This is a genomic window from Gilliamella sp. Pas-s25, assembly GCF_009795885.1.
Taxonomy (GTDB): domain Bacteria; phylum Pseudomonadota; class Gammaproteobacteria; order Enterobacterales; family Orbaceae; genus Gilliamella.
This window is the reverse complement of record NZ_WTEV01000022.1, coordinates 1-16,999: the sequence shown is the minus strand read 5'-3', so window position 1 is coordinate 16,999 and position 16,999 is coordinate 1. Positions and strand designations below refer to the sequence as shown.

Below are 16,999 nucleotides of genomic sequence, written 5' to 3'. Positions count from 1 at the left end.
AACAGACAGAATAAGAAAAGGGAGCGCAAGCCACAGTCTGGTTAATTAGGCGCTCGTTTTTGTTATTTTTAGGATTATTTCATGAAAATCAAAACCCGTTTTGCACCTAGCCCAACAGGCTATTTACACGTAGGTGGTGCTCGTACTGCACTTTATTCTTGGCTTTATACTCGCCATGCAAAAGGTACATTTGTATTACGTATTGAAGATACCGATCTTGAGCGTTCAACACCAGAAGCGATTGAAGCAATAATGGAGGGTATGAATTGGTTAAAATTATCATGGGATGAAGGTCCTTATTATCAAACTAAACGTTTTGATCGTTATAATCTCGTTATTGACGAAATGTTAACCAAAGGTACAGCTTATCGTTGTTACTGTTCTAAAGAACGCCTTGACCAGCTACGTGAAGAACAGATGGCGAAAGGTGAAAAAGCGCGTTACGATGGTCATTGCCGTTGTGATTCGGTACAAAAAGAACATTCTCATGATGAGCCTCATGTTGTTCGTTTTGCTAATCCTATTGATGGTACTGTTATCTTTAATGATTTAATCCGAGGACCGATTGAGATCGCCAATAAAGAGCTTGATGATCTTATTATTCGTCGCACAGACGGTTCACCAACTTATAATTTCTGTGTGGTTGTTGATGATTGGGATATGGAAATTACCCATGTTATTCGTGGTGAAGATCACATCAACAACACACCTCGTCAGATCAACATTCTCAAAGCGTTAGGTGCACCATTGCCTGAGTATGGGCACGTATCGATGATTTTAGGGGATGATGGACAAAAATTATCTAAACGCCATGGTGCGGTCAGTGTAATGCAATATCGTGATGACGGTTATTTACCCGAAGCACTACTTAACTATTTAGTACGCCTTGGGTGGTCACATGGCGATCAAGAAATCTTCTCAGTGCCTGAAATGATTAGTTATTTTTCATTAAATGCAGTGAGTAAATCAGCCAGTGCATTTAATACTGAAAAATTACTTTGGTTAAATCACCATTATATTAATCATTTAGATGCAGATTATGTTGCTCAGCATTTAGTTTGGCATATGAACCAACAAGGCTATGATTTAGCTAATGGTCCCGATCTTATTACCATCATTAAGCTATTTGGCGAACGTTGTAAAACGCTGAAAGAAATGGCTGAATCTTGTTCTTATTGTTATCAAGACTTTGCTGATTTTGATGCAGATGCAGCTAAAAAACATCTTCGCCCAGTGGCTAAACAGCCATTAGAAACACTTAAAGCCAAAATTGAAGCGATCGCCGATTTTGATTGGCAAATAGATAAAATTCATCATGCCATTGAACAAACGGCAGCTGAACTGGATGTTGGTATGGGAAAAGTCGGCATGCCACTACGCGTTGCAGTAACCGGTATCGGGCAATCACCATCGGTTGATGCAACTGTTTTTGCCGTTGGTAAAAAGCGCACACTTGCTAGAATTGATAAAGCTCTGGCATATATTACTCAGCGTGAGCAATCTCAAAATTAATCTATTTATTGCAGGGTAATGCCTGCAATTATTTTCGCCAAATCGAGCACTTCTATGGTTCGCTTAAAAAAACGCTATTGGATCTCACTAAGTATCTTATTTTTGATCGCATTGTTTTGCTTATATGGGTGGCACTATTGGCAGTCATTTAAGCAGAAACATGGAATTATGGTCGATTGGCATGGTGCTAGCCTTGGTTTTGAAGGTCTTACTTTTGATGAACTTACTGTTAGCAAGCAATCTCAAATCTCTATAACAGCTAAAAATCTATTAATTTCATGGTCATATTTATCTGCAAATAATTTAGATATCCACTGGCAAGTAAATCAATCTGAAACGGTCGTAGATTCTGTCGAAAATGTAGTTGATACTGCTACTGATAATCTTAATCAATCCGATCTTGATCTCTCTTTGATTCCAACGATTATTTATTGGTCACCTAAGACGATTCATATAGATACATTGCGATTTTATGAACAAGATAAAAAACAATTCGATTTAAAAGTCGATATCAGTAAACAGCAAGAAGCGATACAACTGAATGTAGCAACCAATACCCAAGAGATCGCACAATTGTCAGCTACTTTGTTGGTTAATCAAACAGCTTCACGTTTTGATATACAAAACGGTCTTTTTAAAACATCTTTAAAGCCATTTGGTTTAGAAAATAGCAACTTAACATTACCATTTACTGGTTGGGTATCTGCCCATCAATTGGCATTAACAACTTCAGATAACGCCTCAATTAGCTTTGATAAAGCGAATATTTCTGACGATTTACTCCTTGGTTCTGGCACAGGGCATTTGAATATGCAACTTCAATCAAAAATTCCGTTTGATAGCAATAAACTCTCTGTTACAGCAATGCTAACGGTTAATAAGCTCAATGGTATTTATAAAAGTAGTGAAATCAAATCGGTGACAGGTGATGTCAATATTATTGTTAAAGATAACCGATTTACGATTTCAACGCCGGCGTTAAATGTTCAAGAAGTAAACATGGGTATCGCCTTTGAAAAGCTAAAATTAGCTGGAAGTTATTCCGCTTCATTCAAAGCACCTAGCAAAGGAATAGTTACTTGGAAAAAGCTTCAAGCTGATATTTTTTCTGGCTCAGTTTTTATTGAACCGAGTAAATTGAATTTAGCTAAATTACCCCAACAATTAAATTTAAAGATAAAACAGATACAATTAAAAGATATTCTTGCTAAATATCCAACCGAAGGGCTTGCTGGCGACGGTACAATTGATGGTTTTTTACCGATTACATTATTAAAAGCGAAAACAAAGAGTGAGGCGGCATTTGAACTGACAATTAAAAATGGGCAGCTAACCACAATTAATCAAGGTTATTTACAGTTTGAAAATTCAGCCTTAAAAAATTATGCGCAAAGTAACCCAAATATGAAAATACTCACTGATATTATTAAAAACTTTCATTATACTAAATTACAAGGTACAGTTGATTACGCCAACGACATTGCTAAATTGAAATTGAATATTCAAGGCAGCAATTTAGATGTTGAAAATGGCAAAGCAGTGAATTTAAATATCAATCTTGAAGAAAATATGGCTAAATTGCTGATGAGCTTACAGTTATCAGATCAAATTAGTGAGCCAGTTCGTAAACGAATTCAAGCACGTTTAAAAAAGGAAGCTTCAAAATAAGAGGTTATTTTATGGTACGAAATGTTATTGCAATAATGATGCTAAGTAGTGCGTTAATCGGATGTTCGCCAACAGTAAAAGTGCAAGCGCCGAGCGAACCGATTAATATCAATTTGAATGTTAAGATAGACCATGAAATTAATATTAAGGTTGATAAGGCGTTAGATAATATCATCAATAAATCTGGATTATATTAAATTAATCGGTTTTATTTTCATCTATCCTTTTGAATGTGACTAATAGAAAAACCTGTATTCGCATTCAAATTAATAAAATATGATGTATTTATTAAGGAGTTTGTTATGACTATTTGTAAAAAAGCAACTGTAGCATTATTGTCTGTCGTTTTGTCTTTTTCTGTATTTGCATTAAATTTAGAGCAAGCTATTGATTCATTGAGTCAAGCCAAAGCACAAGGTATCGTTGGCGAACAGGCTGATGGTTATTTAGGTGTTGTGAAAAATGAAGGTAATGCCACCGAAATTGCGCAACTGATTAATCAAGCTCGTAAAGCACAGTATCAAAAAGTGTCCGCTGAAAGCAATGTTCCTTTAAGTGAAGTAGAAAAAAAAGCGGGTAGTAAAGCGCAAGAAAAGACCCCAGCAGGTCAATATATAAAGCAACAAGGTCAATGGTTAAAAAAATAATCATCACTTTTTGCAACGATAGAAAAAGTATAATGACATTGTACTTTAATTGTGTATTAATAATGTGTATGCTGTTTGTTTAAATATTTGTTCATTATCTTTTTATATTTAATAAAAATAAAAAAGATGTGAAGTTTTTATCTAGTTAGTTTTTTTACTTGTAATAGTATCGCTTATGCGATTTGAAATGGAGAAAATCAATGTGTTCGATTTTAGGTATTCTTGATATTAAATCAGATCCAGAACAACTACGAACAAAAGCATTAGAGCTATCATGTCTACAGCGTCATCGTGGTCCTGATTGGTCTGGTATTTTTGCGTCTGATAAAGCTATTCTTGCTCATGAACGTTTATCAATTGTGGATGTTAATACTGGATCTCAGCCTCTTTATAATAAAGATAAAACTCTAGTTTTAGCGGTGAATGGCGAAATTTATAATCATCAAGAACTCCGAAATCAGTACAAAGATCGTTATGAGTTTCAAACCGGTTCAGACTGTGAAGTAATTCTTGCTTTATATCAAGAAAAGGGTATTGACTGTCTTGACGAATTACAAGGCATGTTTGCGTTTATCCTTTATGATATTAATAAAGGTAGCTATTTTATTGGTCGTGATCATATCGGTATTATTCCAATGTATACTGGTCATGATGAAAATGGCACATTTTATGTTGCCTCTGAAATGAAAGCACTCGTGCCTGTTTGTAAAACAATTGAGGCTTTTCCTCCAGGATGTTACTTATCTAGTACCGAAGGTGAAATCAAAACCTACTACAAACGTGACTGGATGGATTATGACAATGTTAAGGATAATAAAACAGACATCAATGAACTTCGCCTTGCATTAGAAGAGTCAGTAAAAGGTCATTTGATGTCTGATGTGCCTTATGGTGTGTTATTATCAGGTGGACTTGATTCTTCAGTCATTTCAGCAATCACTAAAAAATTCTCAGCGCGCCGTGTTGAAGATCACGAAAAATCAGAAGCATGGTGGCCGCAGTTGCACTCATTTGCAGTAGGTCTAAAAGGTGCACCCGATCTTAAAGCGGCGCAAGCGGTTGCGGATCATTTAGGTACAGTTCATCATGAAATTAACTTTACTATTCAAGAAGGTATTGATGCCATTCGTGATGTAATTTATTTCATTGAAACTTATGATGTAACAACCATTCGTGCGTCCACACCGATGTATTTAATGGCACGTAAAATCAAAGCTATGGGCATTAAAATGGTACTATCTGGTGAAGGTGCTGATGAAGTGTTTGGTGGTTACCTTTATTTCCACAAAGCACCAAATGCCAAAGAGTTCCACGAAGAAACCGTACGCAAATTAGCGGCACTGCATATGTATGATTGTGCTCGTGCTAATAAAGCGATGGCGGCGTGGGGCGTTGAAGCGCGCGTTCCATTCCTTGATAAGAAATTCTTAGATGTTGCTATGCGCATTAATCCAAAAGATAAAATGTGTGGTAGTAATGGCAAAATGGAAAAACACATTGTCCGCGAAGCATTTGAATCTTACTTACCAGCATCGGTTGTTTGGCGTCAAAAAGAACAATTCTCTGACGGTGTGGGTTATAGCTGGATTGACACATTAAAAGAGATTGCCGAAAGTAAAATTACTGATCAGCAATTAGAAAATGCAAAATTCCGCTTCCCGTACAATACGCCGACTTCAAAAGAAGCCTATATGTATCGTGAGATTTTTGATGAACTATTCCCACTTGAAAGTGCAGCGCATTGTGTGCCTGGTGGTCCAACAGTTGCTTGCTCAACTGCGAAAGCGATTGAATGGGATGAATCATTTAAGAACCTAAACGATCCGTCTGGACGTGCGGCAGTTGGTGTTCATAACGATGCATATAAAAAATAATTGATTAGATTTTAAAAAACTGATTAAAAAAGGGCATGGTTGCCCTTTTTTATTGATTGAATCTATGTGCTCTCCTTTCTGATATTTAGTTTCATATTTCTCTTTTCGTCAATATTTATCTAGGATTTTTATACTAACAAGATTTGCCATTCATTGAGTTGAGTCTATTTTTTAGTGAGTAATTGTTCAATATGTGATCTAAATTCACTTTTTTCTTAAATTAATTAACTATACTAAATGTTACCAGTCACATGTTGGTTAAATGGAAAGTAAATAATATTTATTTTCCAATCAATAAATTTGTAAGGGTAAATAATTTATTAATTAGGAGTATTGAGTGAAAAATTATAGAATTGCAATAATCAACTCAAGTAGTTTTGGAAAATATTTTCCAGATCATTTAAAACGATTAGAAAAAATAGGTGAAGTAAAACATTTTACTTTTGAAAATAGTATTTCTGGAAAAGAATTAGCTGATGCATTGCAAGGGATCAATATTGTCATTGCCAGTGTCAGGCCATTTTTTGATAAAGTGTTTTTTGATAATAAAAAAGATCCTTTATTTTTACTTTCTCGCCATGGAATAGGGTTTAATAACGTCGATGTTATTGCTGCTAAAGAGCATGGGACGATCGTTACTATTGTTCCCCCTTTAGTTGAGCGAGATGCGGTTGCTGAAAATGCAGTAACGAATTTACTAGCATTAATTAGACAAACAGTTCAATCTCAAGCGGCTGTTAAGTCAAATGAATGGAAAAAAAGAGCCTCTTTTCTAGGCGTTAATGTTACGGGTAAAGTTGTTGGTGTTATTGGATGCGGTAATATTGGTAGTCGGGTAGCAGAAATATTTAAACACGGCTTTAATACTCGGTTACTTGTGGTTGATCCTAAGGTCAATAAAGAATGGGCACATAAAAATAATATCGAAATTGTTGAATTAGATTATTTGCTTCAAAATTCCGACATCATCTCTTTAAATGCATCACTGAATGAAACAAGCTACCATATCTTAAAAGAGCCTCAATTTTCTTTAATGAAAAAAGGTGTCTATATTACGAATACTGCACGAGCTGAATTGATTGATGAAAGTGCGTTATTAAATGCACTTGATAGTGGTATTGTTGCGGGACATGCAACCGACGTAATGTATGTCGAACCTTCATATAACGATCATCCTTTAGTTAAACACCCTAAAGTACTTGTTACACCTCATACTTCCGCTTATGCCATTGAATGTCTGCAAGGTATGGGGGAAAAGTGTGTACAAGATGTAGAAAACTTTGTTAATAATTTAGAACTACAATCAGTTGTTTCTTAAAAAGTTATTTAACATTTTAAGTAATAACAAAAAATATTAAGGAGTCTATATATGCAAGAAATGCATGTAACGTTTCTTCAAGCGGCGATTATTTCCATATGGGTTGCAATGGTTATGTCACGGGGATTGGGTGGCGCAACCTTAACGTTAAGGTTTACCCCAATGATGACAGGTTTAATTGTTGGTGTTGTTTTTAATGATATTCCAAACGCCATGATAACAACTGCCGCAATACAATTAATTTACATGGGCGTTTTTTCGCCAGGTGGTCAAATGCCATCAGAGCCAGCTATTGCAACTGCAGTTGCTGTTCCTGTTGCGTTGCTTGGAAATATGGAGCCAACCGCTGCGGTTGCAGTTGCTGTACCAGTTGGTTTATTAGGATCTTACTTGTATCAACTAAGATTTTTCTTTAACACTATGATTATGAAATTAACTGAAAGATATGCGCAAGAAGCAAATAGTTCAGGATTAACTCTTTCTATCATTATATTACCAATAATTTGTAGTTTTGCCTTATTTGTTCCGTTTATGTTTGTTGCACTATATTTTGGAGCACCGATTATTGCTGATGTCATTAAATCCAATGCTGGGGGAGTGGTTTTCCATATTCTTAACGTTATTGGTGGTGGTCTTGCCGCAGTTGGTATTGCATTAACCATTTATGTTATTGGTAAAAAGAGCTACATCATTTTCTTCTTATTGGCTTACTTTATGGCAGTAATGGCCAAACCACTGAATATAACAATGGTAACTTATGCGATTGTTGGAGCTATTGTTGCCTTTATTTTTGTTCTTGCAAAAAGTGAAGCAGTAAATTCTGCGGCGGATCAGCCTAGAAATAATTCAAATAATAGCAATCAAGATGATGACGATTATTAATCTACAGTGATTTGATGAATCAATTAGATAGAGGAATTTTATAATGACAGAAATAGTACAAGAAAGCATTGATCTAAAACCAGAGACTATTACTAAAAAGGATATAACTTTTGCTTGGTTACGATGGTATTATGCCAACGAAATCCCACACTCATTTGATCGTTATCTTGCGGCATCATTGATGTGGGGGTTAATGCCAATCCTTAAAAAATTATATAAATCAAAGAGTGAACTGGCAGCAGCTTACCAACGACATTTATTGTTTTTTAATACTCAAATAACTTGGGGGGGAGGAACAATTTCAGGAATTATGGCCTCTCTTGAATCAGTTCGAGCCGATGAAGTTTATCAAAACAAACCAATCAGTATTGATGATGATGTTCTTTATAATACTAAAGCGGGTTTAATGGGAGCATTAGCCGGCATTGGAGATGCGATTGACTCGGGTACTATACAATATATTTTTATTGCAATTGCACTTCCTTGGGCACAAGAAGGATTAGCAATTGGTGCGTTGTTCCCTTTCTTTGCTTTTGTAATATATCAACTTTTTGTGGGATATTATTTTGCGCAATTAGGATTCAAATTAGGTAGAAATGCCGCTACAGAAGTGGTGGGTAACAAAATGCAGATGCTTATAGAAGGCTTATCTATTTTAGGTCTATTTATGATGGGAATTTTAGCTGCCAGCTATATTAAAGTCTCATCAAGCTTAAAATTTACCTTATCAGGCAAAGATTTTGTTATACAAGATACATTAGATAAAATTTTACCTGGTGCGTTACCGCTCATTGTTGTAATGGGATTATATTTTTATTTTTCTAAGAAAGGTTTAAAAGTCACCAGAGCATTAGTTGGATTAACCATTATACTGGGTGTTTTAGCTGCAATTGGCATTTTATAAAACAGTGATATAAAAAATAGAGGTTTTAAATTATGGGAAAAGTTGTTTTAGCTCGTGTAGATAGTCGTCTTATTCATGGTCAAGTCGCAACTAATGTTTCTAAAGCGGCCGGTGCTAATGCCTTATTCGTTGCCGATGACTATTCAGCAAATGATGAGTTTACAAAAAATATCATTTTAGGTGCTGGTGCTAGCACAGGCCATAAAATCAGAGTATTAAAAGAAGATGGCGCTGTAAGATATTGGAATGATCGCAAATATGATGATTTTAATGTTATCTTAATTACTAAAAATATTGAGATAATGTATAAAATTATTAAAGCTGGGGTACCAATAACTAATCTTAATATTGGTGGTTTACCATTAGTACCTGGCGCAACTTCAATAATTAAAGAAGTATCGATTAACAAAGAGCAACTTGATCTATTGATCGATTTAAAAAAGAGTTTCCCTAATATGGATATCTATTTTCAAGCAACGCCTTCATTGAAAAAAGTCACATTAAATGAAGCAATCAAGATGTTTGAATAATATAGGATGGTAAAAATGATAGGCGTGTTATTAATTAGCCATGGCAAGATGGCTTTAGGAATAAAAGATAGTGTAACAATGATTGTTGGGGAACAAGACAAATTTGAATCATTATCACTTAACCCAGGGCAAGATATTAATCAATTAAAAACGGATTTATTTAATTGTAGCAAATCGTTAGATTCTGGCGATGGTGTTTTAATTTTTGTCGATCTCTATGGTGCTTCTCCTTATAACGCATCAATGCAATGTGTGCCACAATGGCATGATCTTGACATGAATGTTCGCGTTATTACTGGTATGAGCTTGCCAATGGTAATTAATGCAGTATGCAATAGAGATTCGCTATCACTGCAAGAGTTGACAAAAGAGTGTATTGAATCAGGGCATGAAAACATTCAAGATGCTATTGCAAATATTATGCATTCCAACAAATCTGAAAGTGAAGACGATTATTAAATAGGTTAATTTAACTAATAATATTATTTATTAAGTTGATAGTTTTTAGTCTATACCTATCAACTTATTTTTTATCTTCATAGTTAATTGGATTGTATAAAGGTTTATTCACTATATTATTTTAAATTTTATATTTAGATAGTTTATTAAAAATGGAAATACTTAAAGATCTTGTTCTACGATATTGCGTCATCTTTGGCAAACGGTTTTCTTCTAAAGAAAAGATTGCTTTTTTAAGAGTGATATCTAAAGAACTCAGTCAATTAGGCTATATAGTTGATGCAAAACTGGCTAAATTGAAATTAGCCACAAGACGGTATGAAAGCTACTACAATGCTTATATTGGTGATTTAAATAAAGCTGAATTAATCATCTGCACTTATTATGATACGGCTATTAACTGTTTTAATCTTCAAAAAAACTATGCATTTACACCGCAATTTAATAAATTAAATTACTTTATCAGTATTGCGCCTATTGTTTTTTTATTTATTATATCGCTGATATTAAATTATTTTGTCTTTCTTCCAAATATTAGTACTCAAGGCTTTTTTAGCATTTCTGGTATTAGCTCAATTATTTCAACTGTTTTGCTATTTTTTGTTGTATTTAAATTTAAGAGCGGCATTCCTAATCAAAAGAATTTTGTTTGTAATTCATCAAGTATTATTACTATTATTAACTTGATTAACCAACTCGACAAAAAAGACAAGAAAAAAATAGCCTTTGTTTTATATGATGGAGGGAACAGTAGTCAATATGGCTTAAAAATGCTGGAAAGCTACTCTAGCCAAATAAAAGACAAAAAATTTATTTTTATAGACAGTATTGGTAATGGCAATGATTTAATTTATCTAAAACCGCAAGGATCGGCTCTACAAATAGAAGGCAAAACTATTTATACAGGAAAAATGGAAACCCAATTACCCAATTACATCATGATCACATCTGGTGATATAGATAAAGAGGGTAAAATTGTTATTAATAATGCTCATTCATCAAAAGACAACTATTTATCTAACGAAATAATCGAAAAACATACCCAGTCGCTTCATGATGTATGCCGTTCATTAACAACTCGTTATGCCAATAAAAATCAAAAATAGTATTTGAGTGGAGGGAAAGCGATCACATCTACCAACCGATTGGGTAGATGTGATAGATAAATTAATGTGCAGCGCCTTTTGGTGCACCAATCGGTAAAATGGTACGACCGTATTGCTCATTAATTACTTCAGCCATTGCTAAATAAATGGCACTTGCGCCACAAAGAATACCTTCAAAACCAGCGATATGGAGAATGTCATGGTTACCTGAAATATTACCAATAGCTAATAAAGCAAATAACACGGTTAAACTAGCAAAAACAAATTGTAATACGCGGTTACCTTTTAATGTGCCAATAAACATAAAGCCAGTAAAAATACCCCATAAAGCAAGGAAGATACCGACAAAAGTTGCATCAGATGGCGCTGTTGCTGGCGAAGTAGGTAAGTACCAAATACCCACTAACGCAATCCAAAAGAAACCATAAGAAGTAAATGCTGTTGTACCAAACGTATTGCCTTTTCTAAATTCTAAAATACCAGCAATGACTTGAGCAAGACCACCATAAAAAATACCCATTGAGACAATGACTGTCATAACTGGGAAAAATCCAGCATTATGAATATTTAATAAAATTGTTGTCATACCAAATCCCATTAAACCAAGTGGGCCAGGATTTGCAAGTTTTGTTTGTTCCATAAGGATCCTATAAGTTAAGTTTGATGATTAAAAAAGAGCGGCAATAATAAGTGCAGAAAACGCGATAATCAAGATTTCAGGGGAAATTATTTTTTTGTCCCCCTTGATATTAATAATAATGTTCCCATTTATGTGAAAACAAAAACATTTCTTTGTGAAATAAAGGCTTGAAAATTAATATTTAAGACCTATATACAAGAAATAAAATACAGATTTTGAGGAGAAAAGATTATGGGTAAAATTATTGGTATTGATTTAGGTACAACAAATTCATGTGTTGCTGTCATGGACAATGGCCAAGCAAAAGTATTAGAAAATGCAGAAGGCGATCGTACAACCCCTTCCATTATTGCTTATACTCAAGATGGTGAAATCTTAGTTGGTCAACCAGCAAAACGTCAAGCAGTAACTAATCCACAAAATACATTATTTGCCATTAAACGTTTAATTGGTCGTCGTTTTGAAGATGCCGAAGTACAACGCGATGTTAGCATCATGCCATATAAAATTGTAAAAGCCGATAATGGTGATGCATGGGTTGATGTTAAAGGTCAAAAAATTGCACCACCACAAATTTCTGCTGAAGTATTAAAGAAAATGAAAAAAACAGCAGAAGATTATCTTGGTGAAGCGGTGACTGAAGCGGTAATTACTGTTCCTGCTTATTTTAACGACGCACAACGTCAAGCAACCAAAGATGCTGGTCGTATTGCTGGACTTGATGTAAAACGTATCATCAACGAACCAACAGCTGCAGCCCTTGCTTATGGTTTAGATAAAGATGTAGGTAACCGTACTATTGCTGTTTATGACCTTGGTGGTGGTACATTTGATATTTCTATTATCGAAATCGACGACGTTGATGGCGAAAAAACCTTTGAAGTATTAGCAACAAATGGTGATACTCACTTAGGTGGTGAAGATTTTGACTCACGCTTAATCAACTATTTAGTTGACGAATTTAAACGTGAACAAAACTTCGATCTAAAAAATGATCCGCTAGCAATGCAACGTTTAAAAGAAGCGGCAGAAAAAGCAAAAATTGAATTATCATCAGCACAACAAACTGATATTAATTTACCGTATATCACTGCTGATGCAAGTGGTCCAAAACATTTAAATATTAAAGTAACACGCGCTAAACTTGAGTCTTTAGTTGAAGATTTAGTTAAACGTTCAATGGATCCTGTAAAAACAGCATTACAAGATGCAGGTCTTTCTGTTTCTGACATTAAAGACGTTATTCTTGTTGGTGGTCAAACACGTATGCCAATGGTTCAAAAAGCGGTTGCTGACTTCTTTGGTAAAGAACCACGTAAAGATGTAAACCCTGATGAAGCGGTTGCTGTTGGTGCGGCTGTTCAAGGTGGTGTACTTGGTGGTGATGTTAAAGATGTGTTATTACTTGATGTTACGCCATTGTCTTTAGGTATTGAGACTATGGGCGGTGTTATGACAGCTTTAATTGAAAAGAACACAACTATTCCAACTAAACATAGTCAAGTGTTCTCAACTGCTGAAGATAATCAATCAGCTGTAACCATTCATGTGTTACAAGGTGAACGTAAACGTGCGGGCGATAACAAATCATTAGGTCAATTCAATCTAGATGGTATTCAAGCTGCGCCTCGCGGTATGCCACAAATTGAAGTTACATTTGATATTGATGCTGACGGTATTTTACATGTATCTGCGAAAGACAAAAATACTGGACGTGAACAAAAAATTACCATTAAAGCCTCTTCAGGATTAAGTGAAGAAGAGATTCAAAAAATGGTTAACGATGCAGAAGCCAATGCCGATGCAGACCGTAAATTTGAAGAGCTAGCTCAAACTCGTAACCAAGCCGATCATCTTGTTCACTCAACACGTAAACAAGTGACTGAAGCCGGTGATCAGTTATCAGCTGATGATAAAAAAGCAATTGAAGATGCAGTCAGTGCTTTAGAAGTTGCCGCTCGTGGCGAAGATAAAGCAGAAATTGAAGCTAAAATTAATGCATTAATGGAAGCATCTAAAAAATTGCTTGAATTAGCACAACAACAAGCCCAAGCAGCTCAAGGTGCGGGTCAAGCAAATAGTGGAAACACTAATGCGCAAGATGATGTTGTTGATGCAGACTTCAAAGAAGTTGATGATGATAAAAAATAAACATTAACTACAATGTTTTTTAATGAGTTATTTCAACAAGTTTTAAGCATATAACAAGTTAAACGGGCGCGAGGTAACTCAAGCCCGTTTAGTTGTTTATACAATCATAAAAAAATAAAGGTTAATTATGGCGAAGAAAGATTATTATGAAACATTGGGCGTTAGTAAAAGTGCCAGTGAAAGTGAGATAAAAAAAGCCTATAAACGCCTAGCGATGAAATATCATCCTGATAAGAATCAAGATAACAAAGCCGAAGCCGAAGCAAAGTTCAAAGAAGTGAAAGAAGCTTACGAAATCCTAACTGATCCGCAAAAAAAAGCGGCTTATGATCAATATGGACATGCTGCTTTTGAACAAGGACAGGGTGGATCTGGTGGATTCGGCGGATTTGGTGGTTTTGGCGGTGGTGCATTCGACGATATATTTAGTGATTTCTTTGGTGGCGGTCGTGGACGCAGTCAAACCGCCTCTCGTGGCAATGACTTACAATACAATATCTCCCTAACATTAGAAGAAGCCGCAGCAGGCGTTAATAAAGAAATTAAAGTACCAACTTGGGTAAGTTGTGATACTTGCCACGGGCAAGGCGCTGAAAAATCTTCTGATGTGGTCACGTGTAATACCTGTCATGGTGCAGGTGTTGTACAAATGCGACAAGGATTTTTTGCCGTGCAACAAGAGTGTCCAACTTGTCATGGACGGGGTAAAGTGGTTAAAAATCCATGTAAAAAATGTCATGGTGAAGGTCGTGTTGAAAAAACGAAAACATTGTCTGTTACTATTCCAGCCGGTGTTGATACAGGCAACCGTATTCGACTATCTGGTGAGGGCGAAGCAGGTTTAAATGGCGCACCAGCAGGTGATTTATATGTTCAAATGCAAATTAAACCACATGCTATTTTTGAGCGAGACGGCACCAATTTGCATTGCGAAATTCCAATTAATATTGCATTGGCATCACTTGGTGGCGAAGTTGAAGTACCAACCCTTAATGGCAAGGTCAGCTTAACGATTCCTGCTGAAACACAAACCGGTAAAATGTTCCGACTACGAGGTAAAGGCATCAAATCATTACGTGGTAGTGCGGTGGGTGATCTTTACTGCCATGTTGTGGTTGAAACACCCGTTAACCTAACGAGCAAACAAAAAGAGCTGCTTAAAGAGCTAGGCGAAAGCTTTAAAGCCGATAAAAACTCTAAACACAGTCCCAAAGAAAAAAGCTTCTTTGACAAAGTGAAAAAGTTTTTTGGTTAATTTGATATAGCAAAAGCACGATTGAACAGTAAAATAACTTGTTCAATCGTGTGTTAGCCAACATTAACACCTCTACACCCATCCCTATTTATTCACAAAAACAAAAAACTTTTAGGCAAAAATTAGTTAGTGCAGGTATTAACTTTATTAAAGTTTTTGGTGTTTTTTAGCCAAATTAACCGTTTATGCAACTATTTCGTTTTTTACTACGATCCTGTTTTTTGCTTACGATATTTTTCGGTCAAAATTTCAACAGAAAACTTACCGTTATTTTCTCGGGATAGATTTAAAGAGTATGGTTTGTAGCTCCATATTTTATCCCCTGTTATGTTTTTATATTCTTCTTTACCATATTTTTGGGTTAATTCTTTATAAACTTTCTGCTCTATTTCTGCTGTGTATGTCATTTTTTTATAAACATTGAACACAACCAATTGGGTAGGGTTACGCTCTAAGTCATCTTCAAGTCTAATGGTTAATTTTTCGTCTTGATTGTTGGCATTTAAAGTTATTTCATAGCTTTTGATTGTGCTTCCGATTATCGATTTTTCGCCTATTTTTGATGGCGGTAATCGCATTTTCTTTTCACTAATCTTTATGTCCTTTTCAGAAAGGTGATATTGGTTTTTGAGTAATTCAACCAGTTCCGGTTCGGTTATTCCAAGCTTAACCCCTGCAAGTTCAAGATTTTCCGCCTGCTCTTTTGTTAAACCATCAGCCCAACAGGTTGGGATACAAAATAACAAAGTGAATAATAAAAAGTACTTTTTTAACATTGTTTAGCTCCTAGTTGTGTTATAGTCCATTGCTTCGAATAGATACATAGAATTTACCCTCAGTTTCTGGGGATAAGCCTAAATGGTATGAGTTGTAACGCCAAACTTTTATTCCGAAAAAGTTTGTTGTTTCTTCCTTACCATATTTTTCGGTTAACTCCTTATAAACCTTCTGTGCACTTTCTACTGTATATGGCATGGTATGATAAATACTATAAACCACCATTTTTTTTGGAGGATTATGCGTGATATCGTCTTTAAGTTGAATTGTTAACGTTTCTTCTGGATGGTTGATATTTAAAACGACTTCATAGTTCTTAATTGTGCAAGTAGTTATGCTTTTTCCATCTATTTTGGTTGGCGGTAATGCCATTTGCTGCTCACTAACAGTAAAGTCATTTTCAGAAAGGTGATATTGGTTTTTGAGTAATTCAACCAGTTCCGGTTCGGTTATTCCAAGTTTAACCCCTGCAAGCTCAAGATTTTCCGCCTGCTCTTTTGTTAAACCATCAGCCCAACAAGTTGGGATAAAAAGCAACAGAGCAAATAATAAAAAGTAACTTTTTAGCATTGTTTCTTTCCAATTTGTGTATTAATTCCTTAAGTTATTATTTTATTATAATAAAATAATAATTTAGGCACCAGTAAACAATAAAAAGCAGCCATAGTGCAAAAAAACAGTAAAATAAATCTACCAATCAGACTGATTATTTAGCTATCTACACACTAAAATATGTCAGAAAAGGTACTGATTTTATTGAGGTTTTTTAGGCTGTTTTTTAACAAGAAACGCCTTATAAAAACACAATAACCCATCCCAAAAAACGATGATTATGTTATTTGTCTTATTCCGGGCGTCAGAATGTGCCGACAACAGAGCGAGGTTAGCACGCCAAACAGGGATGTTTGGCGAGTTGTGGTGCGTCTGACAAATTTGTTTGGAACAAATTTGAACACCTGAGCATAGCGAAGGTGGCCTCGTAGAGGCGAGTATCAGGATGATACGAGTAATCCCACAAACGGTGCGTTAAGACCGAGCGGCGGCGTCGGGCAGCCGCAGGCCACATTCTGCAGCCTTGCGAGGGGTTTTTAGGGGATTTCGCAAAAAATCCCCTAAATCGGACGTGGTCACTATGGCTATTTTGTTCACTATAGGTCAAAACGTCCGAAACCACTGTACCCAATCCATTCTATGGATCGGCTACACTAATTCATACAACTTTTTTAAGGGGTAAGGTAAACTTATCACCACTAAAAAAGGAACAAATATGAATAAG

The 16,999-nt window shown here is 35.4% G+C and carries 16 protein-coding genes; 13 read left to right on the top strand and 3 right to left on the bottom strand.

What is annotated here, in order from left to right:
• The first annotated feature begins 81 nt into the window (after positions 1 to 81).
• From gltX to GQ593_RS09905, 11 genes are all read left to right on the top strand, one after another.
• Positions 82 to 1,512 carry a glutamate--tRNA ligase gene (gene gltX, locus GQ593_RS09955; protein ID WP_160431883.1) on the top strand — a complete coding sequence of 477 codons (1,431 nt, stop codon included), beginning with the start codon at positions 82 to 84 and terminating at the stop codon, positions 1,510 to 1,512.
• A 168-nt stretch (positions 1,513 to 1,680) separates the two neighbouring features.
• Positions 1,681 to 3,180 (top strand): intermembrane phospholipid transport protein YdbH family protein, encoded by a 1,500-nt coding sequence (locus tag GQ593_RS09950; RefSeq protein WP_237397735.1) that lies wholly within the window; start codon positions 1,681 to 1,683, stop codon positions 3,178 to 3,180.
• A gap of 11 nt (positions 3,181 to 3,191) precedes the next feature.
• Positions 3,192 to 3,377 (top strand): YnbE family lipoprotein, encoded by a 186-nt coding sequence (locus GQ593_RS09945; RefSeq protein WP_085246970.1) that lies wholly within the window; start codon positions 3,192 to 3,194, stop codon positions 3,375 to 3,377.
• Positions 3,378 to 3,482: 105 nt separating this feature from the next.
• The gene (locus tag GQ593_RS09940; RefSeq protein ID WP_160431881.1) at positions 3,483 to 3,827 is read left to right on the top strand and encodes a YdbL family protein; all 345 of its coding nucleotides are present in this window, start codon (positions 3,483 to 3,485) and stop codon (positions 3,825 to 3,827) included.
• Positions 3,828 to 4,027: 200 nt separating this feature from the next.
• Positions 4,028 to 5,701 (top strand): asparagine synthase B, encoded by a 1,674-nt coding sequence (gene asnB, locus GQ593_RS09935; protein WP_160431880.1) that lies wholly within the window; start codon positions 4,028 to 4,030, stop codon positions 5,699 to 5,701.
• A gap of 337 nt (positions 5,702 to 6,038) precedes the next feature.
• On the top strand, positions 6,039 to 7,019 hold the full coding sequence (locus GQ593_RS09930; RefSeq protein ID WP_160431879.1) for an NAD(P)-dependent oxidoreductase: 981 nt from the start codon (positions 6,039 to 6,041) through the stop codon (positions 7,017 to 7,019).
• A 60-nt stretch (positions 7,020 to 7,079) separates the two neighbouring features.
• Positions 7,080 to 7,901: a PTS sugar transporter subunit IIC gene (locus GQ593_RS09925; RefSeq protein WP_160431905.1), complete on the top strand. Its 822-nt coding sequence runs from the start codon at positions 7,080 to 7,082 to the stop codon at positions 7,899 to 7,901.
• 43 nt (positions 7,902 to 7,944) lie between these two features.
• Positions 7,945 to 8,805 carry a PTS system mannose/fructose/sorbose family transporter subunit IID gene (locus GQ593_RS09920; protein WP_160431878.1) on the top strand — a complete coding sequence of 287 codons (861 nt, stop codon included), beginning with the start codon at positions 7,945 to 7,947 and terminating at the stop codon, positions 8,803 to 8,805.
• Positions 8,806 to 8,837: 32 nt separating this feature from the next.
• Positions 8,838 to 9,335: a PTS system mannose/fructose/N-acetylgalactosamine-transporter subunit IIB gene (locus GQ593_RS09915; RefSeq protein WP_160431877.1), complete on the top strand. Its 498-nt coding sequence runs from the start codon at positions 8,838 to 8,840 to the stop codon at positions 9,333 to 9,335.
• Between the two features lie 15 nt (positions 9,336 to 9,350).
• Positions 9,351 to 9,794 carry a PTS sugar transporter subunit IIA gene (locus GQ593_RS09910; RefSeq protein WP_160431876.1) on the top strand — a complete coding sequence of 148 codons (444 nt, stop codon included), beginning with the start codon at positions 9,351 to 9,353 and terminating at the stop codon, positions 9,792 to 9,794.
• A 152-nt stretch (positions 9,795 to 9,946) separates the two neighbouring features.
• The gene (locus GQ593_RS09905) at positions 9,947 to 10,900 is read left to right on the top strand and encodes a hypothetical protein (protein ID WP_160431875.1); all 954 of its coding nucleotides are present in this window, start codon (positions 9,947 to 9,949) and stop codon (positions 10,898 to 10,900) included.
• 61 nt (positions 10,901 to 10,961) lie between these two features.
• Here the strand turns inward: GQ593_RS09905 and satP are convergent, their stop codons facing one another.
• Positions 10,962 to 11,540, bottom strand: coding sequence for an acetate uptake transporter (satP, locus tag GQ593_RS09900; RefSeq protein WP_160431874.1), 579 nt, complete (start codon positions 11,538 to 11,540; stop codon positions 10,962 to 10,964).
• A gap of 231 nt (positions 11,541 to 11,771) precedes the next feature.
• Between satP and dnaK the strand changes: the two genes are divergently transcribed.
• A complete protein-coding gene (gene dnaK / locus GQ593_RS09895; RefSeq protein ID WP_085246966.1) occupies positions 11,772 to 13,691 on the top strand; it encodes a molecular chaperone DnaK in 1,920 nt (639 codons plus the stop codon).
• 127 nt (positions 13,692 to 13,818) lie between these two features.
• A complete protein-coding gene (gene dnaJ, locus GQ593_RS09890; RefSeq protein WP_160431873.1) occupies positions 13,819 to 14,946 on the top strand; it encodes a molecular chaperone DnaJ in 1,128 nt (375 codons plus the stop codon).
• A 206-nt stretch (positions 14,947 to 15,152) separates the two neighbouring features.
• Here the strand turns inward: dnaJ and GQ593_RS09885 are convergent, their stop codons facing one another.
• Both GQ593_RS09885 and GQ593_RS09880 read right to left on the bottom strand, forming a co-directional pair.
• On the bottom strand, positions 15,153 to 15,722 hold the full coding sequence (locus GQ593_RS09885) for a hypothetical protein (protein ID WP_160431872.1): 570 nt from the start codon (positions 15,720 to 15,722) through the stop codon (positions 15,153 to 15,155).
• Between the two features lie 19 nt (positions 15,723 to 15,741).
• Positions 15,742 to 16,293 (bottom strand): hypothetical protein, encoded by a 552-nt coding sequence (locus GQ593_RS09880; protein ID WP_160402354.1) that lies wholly within the window; start codon positions 16,291 to 16,293, stop codon positions 15,742 to 15,744.
• Between the last annotated feature and the right edge of the window lie 706 nt (positions 16,294 to 16,999).

Coding starts and splice junctions, on each gene's coding strand:
- gltX (WP_160431883.1), top strand. CDS start 82: ATGAAAATCAAAACCCGTTTTGCACCTAGCCCAACAGGCTATTTACAC.
- GQ593_RS09950 (WP_237397735.1), top strand. CDS start 1,681: ATGGTCGATTGGCATGGTGCTAGCCTTGGTTTTGAAGGTCTTACTTTT.
- GQ593_RS09945 (WP_085246970.1), top strand. CDS start 3,192: ATGGTACGAAATGTTATTGCAATAATGATGCTAAGTAGTGCGTTAATC.
- GQ593_RS09940 (WP_160431881.1), top strand. CDS start 3,483: ATGACTATTTGTAAAAAAGCAACTGTAGCATTATTGTCTGTCGTTTTG.
- asnB (WP_160431880.1), top strand. CDS start 4,028: ATGTGTTCGATTTTAGGTATTCTTGATATTAAATCAGATCCAGAACAA.
- GQ593_RS09925 (WP_160431905.1), top strand. CDS start 7,080: ATGCATGTAACGTTTCTTCAAGCGGCGATTATTTCCATATGGGTTGCA.
- GQ593_RS09920 (WP_160431878.1), top strand. CDS start 7,945: ATGACAGAAATAGTACAAGAAAGCATTGATCTAAAACCAGAGACTATT.
- GQ593_RS09915 (WP_160431877.1), top strand. CDS start 8,838: ATGGGAAAAGTTGTTTTAGCTCGTGTAGATAGTCGTCTTATTCATGGT.
- GQ593_RS09910 (WP_160431876.1), top strand. CDS start 9,351: ATGATAGGCGTGTTATTAATTAGCCATGGCAAGATGGCTTTAGGAATA.
- GQ593_RS09905 (WP_160431875.1), top strand. CDS start 9,947: ATGGAAATACTTAAAGATCTTGTTCTACGATATTGCGTCATCTTTGGC.
- satP (WP_160431874.1), bottom strand. CDS start 11,540: ATGGAACAAACAAAACTTGCAAATCCTGGCCCACTTGGTTTAATGGGA.
- dnaK (WP_085246966.1), top strand. CDS start 11,772: ATGGGTAAAATTATTGGTATTGATTTAGGTACAACAAATTCATGTGTT.
- dnaJ (WP_160431873.1), top strand. CDS start 13,819: ATGGCGAAGAAAGATTATTATGAAACATTGGGCGTTAGTAAAAGTGCC.
- GQ593_RS09885 (WP_160431872.1), bottom strand. CDS start 15,722: ATGTTAAAAAAGTACTTTTTATTATTCACTTTGTTATTTTGTATCCCA.
- GQ593_RS09880 (WP_160402354.1), bottom strand. CDS start 16,293: ATGCTAAAAAGTTACTTTTTATTATTTGCTCTGTTGCTTTTTATCCCA.